Below are 16,016 nucleotides of genomic sequence, written 5' to 3'. Positions count from 1 at the left end.
CCGCCGCCCCCTCCACCACCGATACGACTTCCGGCGGAAACGCCTGGGTCAGCATCCGCGCGAGCACGCGGGAGGTTTCGGGGGCGTGCTCACTGGGCTTCAACACGGCGGTGCAGCCCGCGGCGAGCGCCCCGATGAGCGGTGCGATGGACAATTGGTAGGGGTAGTTCCAGGGCGCGATGATGAGCGTGACGCCCAGCGGATCCGCGTACTGGTAGGCCCGCGCCGGCTGGATGACCAGGGGCGCGGAGCCCCGCCGGGGCTCCATCCACGCCTTCACGTGCTTGAGCGCGTTCTTGAGCTCCCCGTAGATGCTCCCGACCTCGGTGAGGTAGGCCTCCTCCGCGCTCTTGGACAGGTCCGCACGGAGGGCATCGAGGATCTGCGCTTCGTGCTGACGTGCCGCCCGCTCCAGCGCCCGCAGCTGCTCCCGCCGCCATTCCAGCGGGAGCGTGACGCGGGTCTCGAAGTACGTGCGCTGACGCTCGACGAGCGCCTTCGCGTCGAGCGAAGTCCCTGCCTGGGGACTGCCCCTGTCGGGGGCGGTGGCTACGGGAGGCATTGGCCCTTCTCGGCCTTCTCGACGAGGGACGCGGGCGGCAGGAAGTGCTTCCCGTAGCGCTCCGCGAGCTGACGCGCGCGGGTGACGAAGCCGCGCGGCCCCGTGCCGGTGGGGCCCTCATAGCCGTTGATGTACTGCACCACGCCGCCCGTCCAGGCCGGGAAGCCGATGCCGAGGATGGAGCCCACGTTCGCGTCGGCGGCGGAGCGCAGGACGCCCTCGTCGAAGCAGCGCACCGTGTCGATGGCCTCCGCGAACAGCATCCGCTCCTTCATGTCCTCGAAGGGGATGGTGTGGCCGGGCTTCGTGTAGTGCTGGGTGAGGCCGGGCCACAGTCCCGTGCGCTTGCCGTCCGCGTAGTCGTAGAAGCCGCCGCCGGTGGAGCGGCCCTTGCGCCCGTGCTGGTCGATCATCGCGTCCATCACCGCGTAGCTGCCGTGGACCTCCCACGTCTTGCCCTCGGCCACGACGGCGGCCTGGGTCTCCAGGCGGATCTTCCGGGGCAGGGTGAGCGTCAACTCGTCCACCAGCTGGAGCGGGGCCGCGGGGTAGCCGGCCTGGAGGCCCGCCTGTTCGATGGAGGCGGGGGAGATGCCTTCTCCCACCATGGCGATGGCCTCGTTGAGGAACGTGCCAATCACGCGGCTGGTGAAGAAGCCCCGGCTGTCGTTGACGACGATGGGCGTCTTGCCAATCTGCACCGCGATGTCGATGGCCTTCGCGAGCGCGGCGTCACCCGTCTGCTTGCCCGCGATGAGCTCCAGCAGCGGCATCTTGTCCACGGGGGAGAAGAAGTGCATGCCCACGAAGTCGGGCGGCCGCGTCACGCCTTCGGCGAGCAGGGTGATGGGCAGGGTGGAGGTGTTGGACGCCAGCAGCGCGTCCGGGGCCACCACGCCCTGAATCTCCTGGAAGACCTTGTGCTTGAGCTTCACGTCCTCGAAGACCGCCTCGATGACCAGGTCGCAGCCCGCGAGCGCGGCGGGGTCCGTGGCGGGGGTGATGCGCGCGAGGAGCGCTTCGCCCTTCTCCTTCGTGGAGGAGCCCTTCTGGACGGCCTTCTCCACGAGCTTCGCGGAGTACTGCTTGCCCTTCTCCGCGGACTCGAGGCTCACGTCCTTGAGCACCACGTCGATGCCGGCCTTGGCGCAGACGTACGCGATGCCCGCGCCCATCATCCCGGCGCCCAGGACGCCGACCTTCTTCGCGGTGTGCTGGGGGAAGCCCTTGGGACGGCCACCGCCGGAGTTGATGTGCTGCATGTCGAAGAAGAACGCCTGCATCATGTTCTTCGCGACCTGGCCCACGGCCAGCTCGGTGAAGTAGCGCGACTCGATGGTGAACGCGGTGTCGATGTCCACCTGCGTGCTTTCGACGGCCACCGCCATGATGGCGCGCGGCGCCGGCATGTTCGCGCCCTTGAGCTGCTTGCGCAGGTTGGCGGGGAACGCGGGCAGGTTCGCCGCGAGGGCCGGGGTGGACGGGGTGCCGCCCGGAATCTTGTAGCCCTTCTGGTCCCACGGCTGCTGCGCCTTCGGGTTCGCCTTCACCCAGGCCTTGGCCGCGGGCAGGAGCGCGTCCACGGAGTCCACCAGCTCGTGCACCAGCCCCACCTCCTTCGCCTCCTGCGGGCGGAGGCGCTGGCCCTGGAGCAGCACCTTCATCAGGCCGTCCACGATGCCCAGCATCCGCACCACGCGCACCACGCCGCCGCCGCCGGGCAAGAGCCCGAGCGTCACCTCCGGCAGGCCCACCTGCGCGCCCTTGACGTCCGCGAGGATGCGCCGGTGACAGGCGAGGGCGATCTCCAGCCCGCCCCCGAGCGCCGCGCCGTTGAGGGCCGCGACCACGGGCCTGCCGAAGGTCTCCAGCGTGCGCAGCTGCGCCTTGATCTCCTCGCAGAGCTCGAAGACCTGCTTCGCCTCGTCCTTCTTCACGCGGCGCAGGTCGTTCAGGTCCCCGCCCGCGAAGAAGGTCTTCTTCGCGGAGGTGAGCACGACGCCGGTGATGCTGTCCTTCTCCTGGACCAGCCGGTCCACCGCCGCGCGCATGGACTTCACATACGCGGCGTTCATGGTGTTGGCGGACTGGCTCGGGTCATCCAACGTCAAGACGACGATGCCGTCGGCGTCCTTGTCCCAGCGCAGGGTGTTCTGTTCGCTCATGGGTTTGCTCGAATGTTGTCGAAAGGAAGGGGGGAGGTTCAGACGCGCTCGACGAGGGTGGCCACACCCATGCCGCCGCCGACGCACAGGGTGACGACCGCGCGGCGCGCCTTGCGCCGCTCCAGCTCATCCACCACGATTCCGAGGATCATCGCGCCGGTGGCACCCAGCGGGTGGCCCATGGCGATGGAGCCGCCGTTGACGTTGAGCTTCTCGTCCGGGATGCCCAGGTCCTTCTGGTACTTGAGGACCACGGAGGCGAAGGCCTCGTTCAGCTCGAAGAGGTCGATGTCCTTCACCGTGAGCCCGGCGATGTCCAACAGCTTCTTCGTGGCCGGGATGGGGCCGGTGAGCATGATGGTGGGGTCCGAACCGGACGTGGCCACGGCGGCGATGCGCGCGCGGGGCGTGAGGCCCAGCGCCTTGCCGACCTTCTCCGAGCCCACCAGCACCAGCGCCGCGCCATCCACGATGCCGGAGGAGTTGCCCGGCGTGTGCACGTGGTGGATCCGCTCCACGGAGTGGTACTTCTGCAGCGCCACCGCGTCGAAGCCGCCGGCCTCGCCCATCACGCTGAAGGACGGGTTGAGCTGCCCCAGCGAGGCCACGGTGGAGTCCGGGCGCATGTGTTCGTCACGGTCCAGCACGGTGAGGCCGTTCTGGTCCCGCACCGGGACGACGGACTTCTTGAAGTAGCCGCCCGCCCAGGCCTGGGCCGCCAGCACCTGGGAGCGCGCGGCGTAGGCGTCCACGTCCTCGCGGGTGAAGCCCTCCATCGTCGCGATGAGGTCCGCGGAGATGCCCTGCGGCACGAAGTAGGTGTCGTAGTTGGTGGCGGGGTCCAGGGCCCAGGCGCCGCCGTCGGAGCCCATGGGCACGCGCGACATGCTCTCCACGCCGCCCGCGATGACCAGGTGCTCCCAGCCGGAGCGCACCTGCTGCGCGGCCAGGTTCACCGCGGTGAGGCCGGAGGCACAGAAGCGGTTGAGCTGCACGCCGCCGGTGGTCTCCGGCAGGCCCGCCGCCAGTACCAGGGTCCGCGCGATGTCCGCGCCCTGGTCTCCCACGGGGGAGACGACGCCCAGCACCACGTCGTCGATGCGCTGGGGGTCCAGGGTGGGGTTGCGCTGCTTGAGGGCGTCCACCAGCCCGATGAGCAGCGACACCGGCTTGGTGCCGTGCAGCGCGCCCTTCTTGCCCTTGCCGCGAGGGGTACGGACGGCGTCGAAGATGAAAGCTTCCTGGCTCACTTGGGAGCCTCCTTGGGAGACGGGGGATGGGGCTACAGGGAACGTGCGACGAGTTCTTTCATGACCTCGTTCGCGCCCGCGAGGATCCGCAACACGCGGGTGTCCGCGAACAGGTGGGCGATGGGGTACTCCTTCATGTAACCGTACCCTCCAAACAGCTGAAGACAACGGTCCGCGACGATGCAGGCCTGGTCCGTCACCCAGTATTTCGCCATGGCGGCCGTCGTCACGTCGAGCCTGCCCTCCAGGTGGGAGGTGATGCAGTCGTCGATGAAGGTGCGACAGACGCGCCGCAGGGTCGCGCACTCCGCCAGCTCGAAGCGCGTGTTCTGCAGGGCGAAGAGCGGCTTGCCGAAGGCGTGACGCTGCTTGGTGTACTCGACCGTCACCTCCACCGCACGCTCCAGGCTGGCCATCGCGATGAGGGCCGTGCTCAGCCGCTCCTGGGGAAGCTGGCTCATCAACTGCCCGAAGCCCTTGCCCTCCTCGCCGCCCAGCAGGTTGACGGCGGGGACCTTCAGGTCGTCGAAGAACAGCTCGGTGGTGTCCTGTCCCTTGCCCCCCAGCTTGTCGAGGATGCGGCCGCGTTCAAAGCCGGGCGTCGTGTCGGAGACCTCCGCGCACACCAGGGAGATGCCCGCATGGCCCTTCTCGTCACCGGTCCTGACGACGATGATGATGAAGTCGCACACGTGGCCGTTGGAGATGAACGTCTTCGAGCCGCTCACCCGGTAGAAGTCGCCCTCACGCACCGCGCGGGTGGTGATGGCCTGGAGGTCGGAGCCCGTCCCCGGCTCGGTCATGGCGATGGCGCCCACCCATTCACCGCTCGCCAGCCGGGGCAGCCACTTCTGCTTCTGGGCCTCCGACGCGTAGGCGAGCAGGTAGTGCGCGACGATGGTGCAGTGCACCGCGAAGCCCATGGACGGGTCCCCGGCGCGCACCTGCTCCTCGATGAGGACGGCCTCGTGCGCGAACGTGCCGCCGCCGCCGCCGTAGGCCTCCGGGATGGACATGCACAGCAGGCCCAGCTCCCCGGCCCTGCGGTAGAGCGCCTTGTCCGGATACCCCTGGGCCACGTGCTTGGGCACGTTGGGGATGACCTCCTTCGTGAAGTAGGTGGCCGCCAGCCCGCGCACCTGTTCGAGTTCGTCCGAGCTCCACCGGGGACGCGTCGTCATGTCTGTCTCCTTGCGCTCATGTTCCGCCCTAGAGTCCGAACGTCTTGCCGATGATGTCGCGCTGGATCTCGCTCGTGCCGCCGTAGACGGTGGAGATGACCGTGGCGCGCAGGTGCGACTCCATGTCGTATTCGGTCGCGTAGCCGTAGCCGCCCATCATCTGCATGCCCTCCAGCGCCACGCGCTTGGCCGTCTCCGTCGTCTTCAGCTTCGCCATGGAGGCCTCGCGGGGGAGGGTCCGCTCCGGCGCCGCGTCCGCCATGGCGGCCACGCGGTAGACGAGCAGCTCACAGCAATCCAGTTCGGTGGCGAGGTCCGCGATCCGGTGCTTGAGTGCCTGGAACGAACCGACGGGCCTGCCGAACTGCTGGCGCTCCTTCACGTAGGCGAGCGCGTCGTCGAACGCGCGCCGGCCCCGGCCGAGCATGGACGCGGCGAGGATGAGCCGCTCGCTGTTGAGGCCCGACATCAACTGCGGCCACGCCCGGTCCACGATGCCGACGACGGCGTTCTCCGGCACGAAGCAGTCGGTGAAGAAGACGTCGTTGACCTCCTTGCCGCCCATCGTGGGGATGCCGCGAATCTCCATCCCCGGCGTGCCCGCGGGGACGCAGAACATGGTGAGCCCTTCGTGCCGCGAGCTCTGCGCGTTCGTGCGCGCCACCAGCAGCAGGTGGTCCGCGAAGTGCGCGTTGGAGCACCAGGTCTTCTGTCCGTTGACGATGAAGCCGCCGTGGACGCGGGTCGCGCGGCAGGTGATGGCGGCGGCGTCCGAACCGGCCCCGGGTTCGGAGATGGAGATGGCCTCCACGCGGCCCCGGGCGATGCCTCCGAGGATCGTCTCGCGCTGGGCCTCGGTGCCGAACTTCGCGTAGGGGCCCGCGGCGACCGCGGTGGTGATGTAGCCCCCCACGGGGGCGAGCCCGTAGGCGGTCCGCTCGGCGAACAGGCAGATGTCGGACATGCCGCCGCCGGAGCCGCCGTGCTCCGGGGAAAGCCCCACGCCGAGCCAGCCCAGCTCCGCCATCTGGGCATAGAGGCTGGGGCTGTGCGCCTCCGTGCCGTTCTGGGTGAGGGCGTCCCGCTGCGCGCGCGTCCCGGTCCGGGCGCGACAGAACGCATCGATGGCGTCAGCGAAGGCAGCTTGCTCCGGTGTTCTCACATGCATGGGGGCCCTTCGGGGGAGGTGGGGTGTCAGGCGTTCGCGTAGAGCGCGGCGATGCGCTCGGCGTACTGCGCGAGGAGCACGCGGCGCTTGAGCTTGAGGGTGACGGTGAGCTCGCCCGTCACGGGCGACCACGTGTCGGGGACCACGTCGAAGCTCTTGATCTGCTCCGCGCGGGACAGCCGGGCGTTGGCCGCGCCGACGAGCGCCTCCAGTTCGGTCCGGACCGCCGGCTCGCGCGCGAGGTCCGCGAGCGACACCGACGTGAGGCCCTGGGACTTCGCCCAGAGGGGCGCGGCCTCCGGGTCCAGGGCGACGAGCGCCGTCACGTAGGGCCGGGTATCGCCAATGGCGATCGCCTGACCCACGAGCGGGTGCGCGCGCAGCATTCCTTCAATCTTGGAGGGGGCGATGTTCTTCCCGCTCGACGTGATGAGCAGCTCCTTCTTGCGGTCGGTGATGGTGAGGAACCCGTCCGCGTCGAGCGTGCCGATGTCTCCGGTGGCGAGCCAGCCGTCCGCGTCCAGCGCGCTGACGACCCGGCCGTCCTCCGCGAGGTAGCCGGAGAACACGATGGGGCCCCGGACGAAGATCTCCCCATCCCCGGCCAGTCGCAGTTCCAGCCCGGGGAGGGGCCGGCCCACGGCGCCAATCCGGAAGTCGGTGGGGGTGTTGATGGTCGCGCAGCCCGTGGTCTCGCTCATGCCCCAGACCTCCAGCACCCGGATGCCGAAGCCGCCCAGGTACTCGAGGATCTCCACGGGGATGGGCGCCGAGCCGCTGCTGGCCCATTGGAGCGCGTCCAGGCCCAGCGTCTTGCGCAGGGGTTCGAGCACCCGCGCGTCGGCCTCCGCCACCTGCCGCTGGAGCTCCGGGGGCACGGCGCGTCCGGCGCCCTGGAGTCGGAACGCCTCCAGCGCCAGGGCATGGGCGGCGAGGATGGGGTCGCGCCGGGCGGGTTCAAGCGCGCCCAGCTTCACCTTCAGGCCCCCGGCGAGCTTCTCCCAGAGGCGCGGCACGCCGAAGAACGCCGGGGCGCGCGCCTTGGCCAAGAGCGGCACCACGCCCGTGGGGTCCGTACAGATGTGCACGTGCAGCGCCTTGTAGAGGGCCCGGTAGAGGCCCAGCTCGCGCTCCGCCACATGCGCCAGCGGGAGGTAGGCGATGGACGGCACACGCATCTGGACGGGGATGGCGGCGTCCACGGCGATGGCCTCATAGAAGGCATTGCGGTGGCTCAGCACCACGCCCTTGGGGTCGCCGGTGGTGCCCGAGGTGTACATCATGGCGATCGGATCCTCGGGCCGGATGGCGCTCCAGCGCTCCTCGAAGACGCGGGGTGCCGCCTGGTGCGCTTCGTGTCCCTGGGCCTCCACCTGTTCGAAGGAGATGAACCGCGCATCTCCCGCCGGGATGGCCGCCGGGTCGGCGACGATGATGCGCTTGAGGGCCCCGAGCGTTTCGAGCACGGGCCACCACCGGGCGACCTCGTCCTTGCCCTCCAGCACCACCACCGTGGCCCCGCTGTGCCGCGCGACGTAGCCTACCTGTTCGGTGCTCAGGGTCTGATACGCGGTACAGGGAATGGCGGAGAGGTGGACGGCGGCGAAGTCGACAATCCAATGCTCCGGCCGGGCGGACATCATGATCATCATCCGCTCGCCCCGCTTCAGTCCCAGCGCGTCCAGGCCCCGGGTGAGCGCGGCGGTCCGTTCACGCAACCGCGCCCAGGTGAGGGTCGTGTCCCCGGAGGTGAGGGCGGGGGCGCTCGCGTATTCCTCGGCGTTGCGTTTGAGGAGGAGCGGCAGCGTGAGCTTGTCCGCCAGGGATTGGCACTGCGCTTCCATGTCTGCGCGCGACGGATCCATGGGCAACCGCCTCCGGTTTCAAAGACACAAAATGGGCTGCTTCGTTCCTCTTCTTCAGGGATCGACGTAGAGGTCGAGCGCGACGTCGGGGCCGCCCCCGTAACGACTGAAGTCGGTGACACCTTCAGCGCGCAGCACGTCCTCATCGATGAAGGTCTGGCCGGTGCATGCGCGCGGCGGGCGCTGGAGGAGCGCCACGGCCGCGTCCGCCATGATCTCCGGCGCGCGGGCCCGCTGCATGGAGGTGTCGCCCCCGAGCAGGTTCTTCACGGCGGCGGTGGCGATGAGCGTCCGGGGCCAGAGCGCGTTCGCGCCAATGCCAGCCTCGGCCAGCTCCGCCGCCCAGCCGAGCGTGAGCAGCGTCATCCCATACTTGGCGAGCGTGTACGCCGGGTGCAGGCCCATCCAGTGCGGCGCCAGGTTGATGGGCGGGGAGAGCGAAAGGATGTGCGCGTGGGGGGAGCGCCGCAGGTGCGGGAGGGCCGTGCGCGTCAGGAGGAACGTGCCCCGAAGCTGGATCTGCTGCATCAGGTCGAAGCGCTTGACGGACAGCTCCTCTGTCTTCAGCGGCGCCAGGGCGCTGGCGTTGTTGAGACAGAAGTCGATGCCGCCAAAGCGCGCCACGGTCTCATCCACCGCCCGCTGCACGTCCGCCTCGTCGCGCACGTCCCCCACCACGGCGAGCGCCTGTCCTCCCGCGGCGGTGATCTCCGCGGCGGCTGTGTGCACCGTCCCGGGCAGCCTGGGGTCCGGGGTGTCTGTCTTCGCCAGGAGCGCGACGTTCGCCCCCAGCCGTCCCGCCGCGACCCCGATGGCCAGCCCGATGCCCCGGCTGCCTCCGGACATCAACAGCGTGCGTCCCGCGAGCGGCCCCGGTGGCTGCGTTGGGGCCGTCACCGCTTGGGCCCCGACTTCGGCGCCCGGGTCTCGCCGCGCGCGGGCGCCGCCTGCGGGGCCAGTTGCGGGAAGACGTCGCGCACGATGACGATGAGCGCTTCACTCAGGAGCAGGTGCGCGTCCTCCCGGGAGAGGGTTCCGCCGCGAATCCACTCGCGGATGGTGGCCTTCACCAGACCGCCGTAGGAGCGCATCATCGCGCGGTGCCGCGCGTCGCTGCCGACCTCGATCTTGAGGCCCAGGAACTCCAGCGTCCTCGCCGCGGCCACGTCGTCCGCCTCGGAGATGATGCGCTCGACCTCCGGGTCCGCCCCAATGCCTCCCATGCCGGTGACGGCCACGTACGTCTTCCCGTGGGTGGCCACCGTATCGAGGTACCACTCGACGCTCTTCTCCACCCGCTCCCGCAGGGTTCCGGTCATGGTCACGCTCGCTTCCAGGCCGGGCATGAGCAGCATCCTCTTCACGACCTTCAGATAGAGGTCCCGCTTCTGCCCGAAGTAGTGGTTGAGCAGTCCCCGGGCGACACCCGCCTCCTTGGCGATGTCGGTGGTGGAGACCTCCGCGTACGGGCGCTCACCGAAGAGCCGCGCGGCGCACTCGAGGATCTGCTCCCGGCGTTCGTCCGGTTCCAGGCGCTTCCAGCGGGGCGAGAGGGCCGGGCTCATGAGGTGTGCTCCCGCCACGGCAGGAACGCCGGCAGGTCCTGCTCCACCGTCCGGGAGAACTTCGCGGGTCGCTTTTGCATGAAGGCCATTATGCCCTCCAGGGCGTCCGCGCTGTCTCCCAGGCTCGCGATGAGCTGGCTGTCGAGTTCGAACGCGGGTTCGGGCGAGGGCAGGGCGCTCATCCGGTAGAGCGCCTGACGGATGACGGCCACGGAGACGGGCGCGGTGGTCTCCACCAACTCATGGGCGAGCGACAGGGCCGCGTCGAGCAGCGCTTCGGGTTCATGGAGGGAGCGGACCAGCCCCGCGCCGAGCGCCTCCTCCGCGTTGATCAACCGTCCGCTCACCATCCAGTCGAGCGCGCGTCCCATGCCGACGATGCGCGGCAGGAACCAGCTGGAGCCCGCCTCCGGATAGATGCCCCGCCGGCTGAAGACGAAGCCGAAGCGGCTGTTCTTCGAGGCGAGGCGGAAGTCCGCGGGGAGGATCATCGTCGAGCCGACGCCCACCGCCGCGCCCTGGATGGCGGCGATGATGGGTTTGCGCAGCGCGAACATCCGGCGGGTCACCCGCGTCGCCGGCTCCACCCAGGCGCCCTCGGGAATGCGGGTGTTCGTCACTTCGAGCGAGCTGCCGCTCAGGTCCGCGCCCACGCAGAAATCCTTCCCAGCAGCGGAGAGGATGACCACTCGCACGCCTTCATTCGCATCCGCGTCGGACAGTGCCTGGGCAAGTTCGTCCGCCATGGTCACGGTGAAGCCATTGCGCGCTTCAGGACGATGCAACTCCAGGGTGGCGACCCGGTCCGCGACCGAAAACCGGATGTGCTGATAGCTCATGGTGGATTCATGATGGTAGCTTGTTGGCGGACCGTCAACAGCAAGAAGCAGGGTCTGCGCTGTTTGGCTTTTCGACCTTTTGCGTCATCCCATTGGAGACCTTCCATGAGTGCTTCCCCTTTTCAGTTGGAGGGCCGTCGCGCCCTGATCACGGGCGCCTCTGGAGGGTTGGGGTTGCACTTCGCCGGCGTACTGGCGCGCGCGGGGGCGGAGGTCGTGCTGGCCGCCCGCCGTGTCGACATGCTGGCCGCCGAGGTCTCGCGGCTGCGGGCTTCTGGGGTCCGGGCCCATGCCGTGGCGCTGGATGTGACCCGCTCGGAGTCCGTGAAGGCGGCGGTGGCGGAGGCGGAAGCGCTCGCCGGGGGCGTGCTGGACGTGTTGGTGAACAACGCCGGGGTGTCTGGCGAGCACTTCTTCCTGGAGGTGGAGGAGTCTGAGTGGGATTCCGTGGTCGACACCAACCTCAAGGGTGCCTACCTGGTGGCCCGCGCCGTGGCCCGCCGTCTGGTGGAGCGGGGCACGCCTGGAAGCATCATCAATATCGCCTCCATCCTGGGGCTGCGGGTGGGGGGCGCGGTGTCTCCCTACTGCGCTTCCAAGGCTGGGTTGATCCACCTCACCAAGGCGATGGCGTTCGAGCTGGCGCGTCACAAGATTCGCGTGAACGCCCTCGCGCCGGGCTACATCGAAACGGATTTCAACCGCGAGTTCTTCGCCAGGGAGGCCGGCCAGAAGCTGGTGGCGCGCATTCCCTTCCGGCGGCTCGGCCACATGCGGGAGCTGGATGGCCCGCTGCTGCTCCTGGCCTCGGAGGCCGGCAGCTACATGAGCGGCAGCGTGCTCGAAGTGGACGGCGCCCATCTCTGCTCGACCCTGTAGTCCTCCTGGAGTTCCTGATGGATTTCTCTCTCTCCCCCGAAGTGGAAGACGCCCGGCTGCGCGTGCGTGCCTTTGTCGAAAAGCACGTGCTGCCGCTGGAGACCCGGCCCGAGGCGTTCGACACGCACGAGAACCTTCGCGAGGAGGTGGTGGCCCGGGTCCGTGCGCAGGCCCGCGCGGAGGGGCTCTGGGCCTTCCAGATGCCGGTGTCGCGGGGAGGGCAGGGCCTGGGCGTGGTCGGCATGGCGGCCTGTTACGAGGAGGCCGCCCGGTCGCCCTTCGGTCCGGTGATGTTCAACGCCGCGCCGCCTGACGACGGCAACATGATCGTGCTGGAGAAGGTGCTGGCGACGGAGGCGCTGAAGCAGCGGTGGTTGCAGCCCATCATCGACGGGAAGGTGCGCTCCGCCTTCGCGATGACGGAACCCGACGGCTGCGGCTCCGACCCTTCGCTGACCTATACCCGGGCGGAGAAGCAGGGCGACGAATGGCTCATCACCGGCCGCAAGTGGTTCATCACCGGGGCCGAGGGCGCGCAGCACTTCATCCTGGTGGCACGCACTTCCGACGATGAGCGCAAGGGGCTCACCGCCTTCCTGTTCGACGCGAGCCAGCCCGGCTGGCGCATTGAGCGGCGCATTCCCATCATGGGACCGGAAGAGCATGGCGGTCATTGCGAGCTTGTCTTCGAGGGGCTGCGGATTCCGGACGCGCACCGCCTGCTGGGCGTGGGGGATGGCCTCAAGGTCACGCAGATCCGGCTGGGCACCGCCCGCCTCACGCACTGCATGCGCTGGCTGGGATTGGCCAAGCGGTGTCTGGAAGAGGCGGGGAGCTATGTCACGCGGCGCATGAGCTTCGGGGAGACCCTGGCGAAGCATGAAGGCGTGCAGTGGATGCTGGGTGACGCCGCCAAGGACATCCACATCGGGCGGCTGCTCACGATGAGTGCCGCGTGGAAGTTGGATCAGGGCGACTTCGCCCGGACCGACATCTCCATCGCGAAGATCCACGTGGCGGACGCCCTGCACAAGGCCGCCGACACGGCCATCCAGTTGCTGGGGGCCCGTGGCTATTCGAAGGACACGATCGTCGAATGGATCTACCGCTATGCCCGGCAGGCGCGGCTGGTCGACGGCGCCAGTGAGATCCACAAGATGGTGCTCTCACGCGCCTATCTGGACGAAGGCCAGGAGTTCTTCCGATGGGGCGCGTCCGTCGCTCCCCCGAAGAGGGGGTGAGCCATGCGCGAAGAACAGAAGCGGGCGCTGGAACAATTCCTGGCGGGCAGGGCGGGGGCCAGCGCGGTGCGGATTGATGAGGCGCACCTGCTGTCTGGAGGTGCCATCCAGGAGAACTGGTCGCTGACGGCCACCGTGACGGGAGGCCGGTACGACGGCATCCTGGAGTGTGTGCTGCGCTCCGATGCGCCGTCAGGCGTCGCCGTGTCGCACGGCCGTGCACAGGAGTTCGCCCTGCTCCAGGTGGCGTTCCGGGCCGGCGTGACGGTGCCGGAGCCCTTGTGGTCCGGTGACGCCTCCGTTTTCGGCCGGGAGTTCTTCGTGATGCGCAGGGCCCGGGGGACGGCCTCCGGGCACCGGCTCATGAAGGAGCTGAACCTGGGCGGGGACCGGGAGCTGCTGGTGGAGCGCCTGGGGGAGGAGCTGGCACGACTGCATGCCATCCGCCCGCCGGTGGAGGGGCTCTCCTTCCTGCGAGTGCCGACGCTGTCGCCAGCGCTTCAGGGGGTGGAGGACTTCCGGCGCTTCCTGGATGGGCACCACACGGCGTTTCCGGCGCTGGAGTGGGGGCTTCGTTGGCTGGAAAGGCATGCACCGGAGACGCCGGAGCGGGTGCTGACGCATCGTGATTTCCGCACCGGGAACTACTTGGTGGACGAAGTCGGGCTCACGGCCGTGTTGGATTGGGAGTTCGCGGCCTGGTCGGATCCGCTGGAGGACCTGGGGTGGTTCTGTGCGCGCTGCTGGCGTTTTGGCCAGTTCGACAAGGAAGCGGGGGGCATGGGCTCCCGCGAAGCGCTGTTTCGTGGCTATGCGCGCGTGAGTGGCCGGCAACCGACGCGTGAGGCGGTGTTCTATTGGGAGGTCCACGCGCATGTTCGGTGGGCCGTGATTGCCCTGCAGCAGGGGGAGCGCCATGTCTCCGGACAGGAACCGTCGCTGGAGCTGGCGCTGACGGCGCATGTCGTACCGGAGCTGGAAATGGAGATCCTGAACATGACCGGGGGCGGGCATGCGTGAACAGCCAGACGGTGCCGCGTTGCTTGCGATCGCCAGTGAGGTGCTGCGCAAGGAATTGCTGCCCCTGCTGCCCGGGGACAAGGTCTATGCCGCGCGGATGATCGCCAATGCCATGGGCATCGCCGAGCGCCAACTGCGGCAGGGGGAAGGCCCCCAGCAGGAAGAGCAGCAGGCGCTGGCGGCCCTCCTCAAGACCGAAGGGGCGCTGGAGGCCCTGACGCGTGAGTTCGCGGCCCGGATCCGCCGGGGCGAGTTCGATGAGGATGTGGAGGCCCGCAGGTTGCTGTGGGAGTCCACGGTGCAGCGGGTCCGGGAGAGCGCACCGAAGGCCCTTGTCGGGCGCTCCTCGGGACCCTGACGTCCGTCACAGCTCGTTGAAGATGAGCAGCCCCCGTGAGGAGTCCACGATGTAGACGTGGCCGTCGCCGGGCACGCGGACGCCGTAGACACCCTCGAAGAGGCTGTCGCCCCGGTACGGGTCGCTTTCGCGGAAGGTGTTGTAGTGCGCCACCTGCGTGGGCTTCGTCGGGTTGGACACGTCCAGCACGCGCAGGCCCTCGTGATACCAGGCCACGTAGAGCCGGGTGCCGCGCAGGATGAGGTTGTGGATGGAGGTGATGGAGCGCATGCGGAACTCGCCCAGCTTCACGATGCGGGCGGGGTCGGTGACGTCGAGCACCCGCAGGTGGGAGCTGTTGAACTCTCCTCCTTCGAACGCGAGCGTGCGCCCCGCGAAGGTCCCCACCGCGCTGTGGTGCGAGTAGGCGAGGTCCGGGCGGGGGTACTGACCCAGAGGGCGCACGTCGTCCAGGTCGGTGACGTCCAGCACGGTGTAGGGCCCGAAGGCATTGCTGACGTACAGGCGGTTCCCATACGCGAAGGTGTCATGGGGGCCGCCAGAATCCGGGTCCCCGGGGACGGTGATGCGGGCGCGTTGCACGGGACTCAGCGGCTGGGACACGTCGTAGACGAAGGTGCCGGTGTTGGGGACCATTGCGTAGAGCCGCTCCCCATCGACGAGCACCGTGTGGGCGCCGAAGGTCCCTGTCGGCAGGTTCCGCACGAACGTGGGCTCCGCGGGGGTGGAGATGTCGTAGACGAGCGTCCCCATGATGCTGCTGGCCACGTAGAGGGCGTCGCGGTGGGCCCAGACACCGTTCCAGAAGTTGTCCTCCGGCAGGCTGATGGAGGTCTTGAAGACGGGGTTCCTGGGGTCGCTCACGTCGAAGACGGTGAGTCCACCGGCCCGGCCCGCATGGGGCAGGGAGACGACGTAGGCGTGGCCCTTCGTGACGAAGACATCCACGGCATGCCCCAGCGCCACGTGGCGCTCGGAGAGCAGTGTCAACCCGCCGGAGGACTCGGGCTCGCCGGCCCGCCGTTCGACACGGTGGGCCTCGAAGGTGCCCTGCTGGGTCACCTTCCCCCGGCGGCAGGTGGCGAAGCAGCCCGTGACGATGTCGGGAGTGGGCGTCTGGCAGCCCACCATGGCGACGGTGAGGCTCGTGCGCGTGTTCTTCCCGACAACGGAGAAGCGGCCGCCCTGTGTGTCGCGCTGGAGGAGCGGCTCGTCGTACATCGTGTTCGGGCCCCCGTCGCTCCGGAGCTGGAAGCCGACGGAGCCAATGGAGATGAGGGTTCCTCCATCCGCCAGGGGCTTCGCGTCCCGGGTGTTGGCCTGGTAGATGCCCTCTTGCGGGAGCGCGGCCAGGGCCGCCGGGTCGCACCGGGACACGTCGAAGCGGGGCAGCTCCTCGCAGGCGGTGGTGGACGCGTCCTGAGCGTCGAAGCCGCACGGCGCGAAAGGCCCCTTGTCAATCCAGTCTCCGTGCTCTTCAAGCTCGGTGTAGGTGCCATCCCAGACATAGGGGCCGGCGTCGGGGACTCCCGCGTCGCCGGAGGGGTGCGGGGGCGGGTCCTCACACCCGGCGAGAAACTGGAGCGACAGGACCACCAGCAGGGGCTGTAGGGCGCGGCGGGGAAATGTCATGGGGGCCTCGCGAGGAATGCGCCCCGCGGGGATTCGCGGGGCGCCCCTGGTGAACGTATCCGGCCCGCCCGGCTCCTCACCCTCCTGGCAAGGCAGGTCTGGGTTCAAACCCGCCGGGGACGGGGTCCGATACGGCGTTCACTGGGGGTGCGTTAGGCTGGCAGGTCTCATGGTCAAGGTCACTCGATCCCTCGCCCCGAAACCGTCCCGAGTCTTGCAGGCGGAGGCGCCTGTTTCCCAGGCGCCTCCCACGACGGTTTCTTCGCGAGCTCCTACCCGCGCCGCCTCTTC

14 protein-coding genes are annotated in these 16,016 nt (G+C 69.1%); 4 read left to right on the top strand and 10 right to left on the bottom strand.

Annotated elements, in window-relative coordinates; translation table 11 throughout:
• The 9 genes from D7X74_RS16560 to D7X74_RS16520 form a co-directional block, all read right to left on the bottom strand.
• Nucleotides 1-562, bottom strand: a 562-nt coding sequence (locus D7X74_RS16560) for an aldehyde dehydrogenase family protein (RefSeq protein ID WP_120533939.1), incomplete at its 3' end; no start/stop codon positions are given.
• The gene (locus D7X74_RS16555; RefSeq protein ID WP_120533938.1) at nt 550-2,727 is read right to left on the bottom strand and encodes a 3-hydroxyacyl-CoA dehydrogenase NAD-binding domain-containing protein; all 2,178 of its coding nucleotides are present in this window, start codon (nt 2,725-2,727) and stop codon (nt 550-552) included. The genes D7X74_RS16560 and D7X74_RS16555, both read right to left, overlap by 13 nt.
• Before the next feature lie 38 nt (nt 2,728-2,765).
• Nucleotides 2,766-3,977, bottom strand: a complete 1,212-nt coding sequence (locus D7X74_RS16550) for an acetyl-CoA C-acetyltransferase (protein ID WP_120533937.1) — start codon at nt 3,975-3,977, stop codon at nt 2,766-2,768.
• A 32-nt stretch (nt 3,978-4,009) separates the two neighbouring features.
• Entirely contained in the window at nt 4,010-5,158 is a 1,149-nt protein-coding gene (locus D7X74_RS16545) for an acyl-CoA dehydrogenase family protein (RefSeq protein WP_120533936.1), read from the bottom strand.
• Nucleotides 5,159-5,186: 28 nt separating this feature from the next.
• Complete coding sequence (locus tag D7X74_RS16540) at nt 5,187-6,326, bottom strand: acyl-CoA dehydrogenase family protein (protein ID WP_120533935.1); 1,140 nt, start codon at nt 6,324-6,326, stop codon at nt 5,187-5,189.
• Nucleotides 6,327-6,352: 26 nt separating this feature from the next.
• Nucleotides 6,353-8,170, bottom strand: coding sequence for a long-chain fatty acid--CoA ligase (locus D7X74_RS16535; RefSeq protein ID WP_233602126.1), 1,818 nt, complete (start codon nt 8,168-8,170; stop codon nt 6,353-6,355).
• 75 nt (nt 8,171-8,245) lie between these two features.
• Nucleotides 8,246-9,088, bottom strand: a complete 843-nt coding sequence (locus D7X74_RS16530; protein ID WP_120582027.1) for an NAD(P)-dependent oxidoreductase — start codon at nt 9,086-9,088, stop codon at nt 8,246-8,248.
• Nucleotides 9,085-9,756, bottom strand: coding sequence for a TetR/AcrR family transcriptional regulator (locus D7X74_RS16525; protein ID WP_120533932.1), 672 nt, complete (start codon nt 9,754-9,756; stop codon nt 9,085-9,087). Before D7X74_RS16525 ends, D7X74_RS16530 begins: the two co-directional genes overlap by 4 nt.
• Nucleotides 9,753-10,595, bottom strand: coding sequence for an enoyl-CoA hydratase-related protein (locus D7X74_RS16520; protein WP_120533931.1), 843 nt, complete (start codon nt 10,593-10,595; stop codon nt 9,753-9,755). Before D7X74_RS16520 ends, D7X74_RS16525 begins: the two co-directional genes overlap by 4 nt.
• 105 nt (nt 10,596-10,700) lie before the next feature.
• On the opposite strand from D7X74_RS16520, the gene D7X74_RS16515 reads away from it, so the two are divergent.
• Genes D7X74_RS16515 through D7X74_RS16500 form a run of 4 tightly spaced genes read left to right on the top strand, consistent with a single transcriptional unit; the run spans nt 10,701 to nt 14,093 of the window.
• Nucleotides 10,701-11,474, top strand: a complete 774-nt coding sequence (locus tag D7X74_RS16515; protein WP_120533930.1) for an SDR family NAD(P)-dependent oxidoreductase — start codon at nt 10,701-10,703, stop codon at nt 11,472-11,474.
• Between the two features lie 17 nt (nt 11,475-11,491).
• Nucleotides 11,492-12,715, top strand: a complete 1,224-nt coding sequence (locus D7X74_RS16510; protein WP_120533929.1) for an acyl-CoA dehydrogenase family protein — start codon at nt 11,492-11,494, stop codon at nt 12,713-12,715.
• A gap of 3 nt (nt 12,716-12,718) precedes the next feature.
• Nucleotides 12,719-13,735, top strand: a complete 1,017-nt coding sequence (locus tag D7X74_RS16505; RefSeq protein ID WP_120533928.1) for a phosphotransferase family protein — start codon at nt 12,719-12,721, stop codon at nt 13,733-13,735.
• Complete coding sequence (locus tag D7X74_RS16500) at nt 13,728-14,093, top strand: DUF6285 domain-containing protein (RefSeq protein ID WP_120533927.1); 366 nt, start codon at nt 13,728-13,730, stop codon at nt 14,091-14,093. The genes D7X74_RS16505 and D7X74_RS16500 overlap by 8 nt, the downstream gene beginning before the upstream one ends.
• 6 nt (nt 14,094-14,099) lie before the next feature.
• Here the strand turns inward: D7X74_RS16500 and D7X74_RS16495 are convergent, their stop codons facing one another.
• Nucleotides 14,100-15,725 carry an LVIVD repeat-containing protein gene (locus D7X74_RS16495; RefSeq protein WP_120533926.1) on the bottom strand — a complete coding sequence of 542 codons (1,626 nt, stop codon included), beginning with the start codon at nt 15,723-15,725 and terminating at the stop codon, nt 14,100-14,102.
• Between the last annotated feature and the right edge of the window lie 291 nt (nt 15,726-16,016).

This window comes from Corallococcus sp. CA047B (assembly GCF_003612065.1).
In the GTDB taxonomy this organism is placed as follows: domain Bacteria; phylum Myxococcota; class Myxococcia; order Myxococcales; family Myxococcaceae; genus Corallococcus; species Corallococcus praedator.
This window is presented reverse-complemented; position numbering and strand designations above follow the sequence as displayed.

Coding starts and splice junctions, on each gene's coding strand:
- D7X74_RS16555 (WP_120533938.1), bottom strand. CDS start 2,727: ATGAGCGAACAGAACACCCTGCGCTGGGACAAGGACGCCGACGGCATC.
- D7X74_RS16545 (WP_120533936.1), bottom strand. CDS start 5,158: ATGACGACGCGTCCCCGGTGGAGCTCGGACGAACTCGAACAGGTGCGC.
- D7X74_RS16540 (WP_120533935.1), bottom strand. CDS start 6,326: ATGCATGTGAGAACACCGGAGCAAGCTGCCTTCGCTGACGCCATCGAT.
- D7X74_RS16535 (WP_233602126.1), bottom strand. CDS start 8,170: ATGGAAGCGCAGTGCCAATCCCTGGCGGACAAGCTCACGCTGCCGCTC.
- D7X74_RS16525 (WP_120533932.1), bottom strand. CDS start 9,756: ATGAGCCCGGCCCTCTCGCCCCGCTGGAAGCGCCTGGAACCGGACGAA.
- D7X74_RS16520 (WP_120533931.1), bottom strand. CDS start 10,595: ATGAGCTATCAGCACATCCGGTTTTCGGTCGCGGACCGGGTCGCCACC.
- D7X74_RS16515 (WP_120533930.1), top strand. CDS start 10,701: ATGAGTGCTTCCCCTTTTCAGTTGGAGGGCCGTCGCGCCCTGATCACG.
- D7X74_RS16510 (WP_120533929.1), top strand. CDS start 11,492: ATGGATTTCTCTCTCTCCCCCGAAGTGGAAGACGCCCGGCTGCGCGTG.
- D7X74_RS16505 (WP_120533928.1), top strand. CDS start 12,719: ATGCGCGAAGAACAGAAGCGGGCGCTGGAACAATTCCTGGCGGGCAGG.
- D7X74_RS16500 (WP_120533927.1), top strand. CDS start 13,728: ATGCGTGAACAGCCAGACGGTGCCGCGTTGCTTGCGATCGCCAGTGAG.
- D7X74_RS16495 (WP_120533926.1), bottom strand. CDS start 15,725: ATGACATTTCCCCGCCGCGCCCTACAGCCCCTGCTGGTGGTCCTGTCG.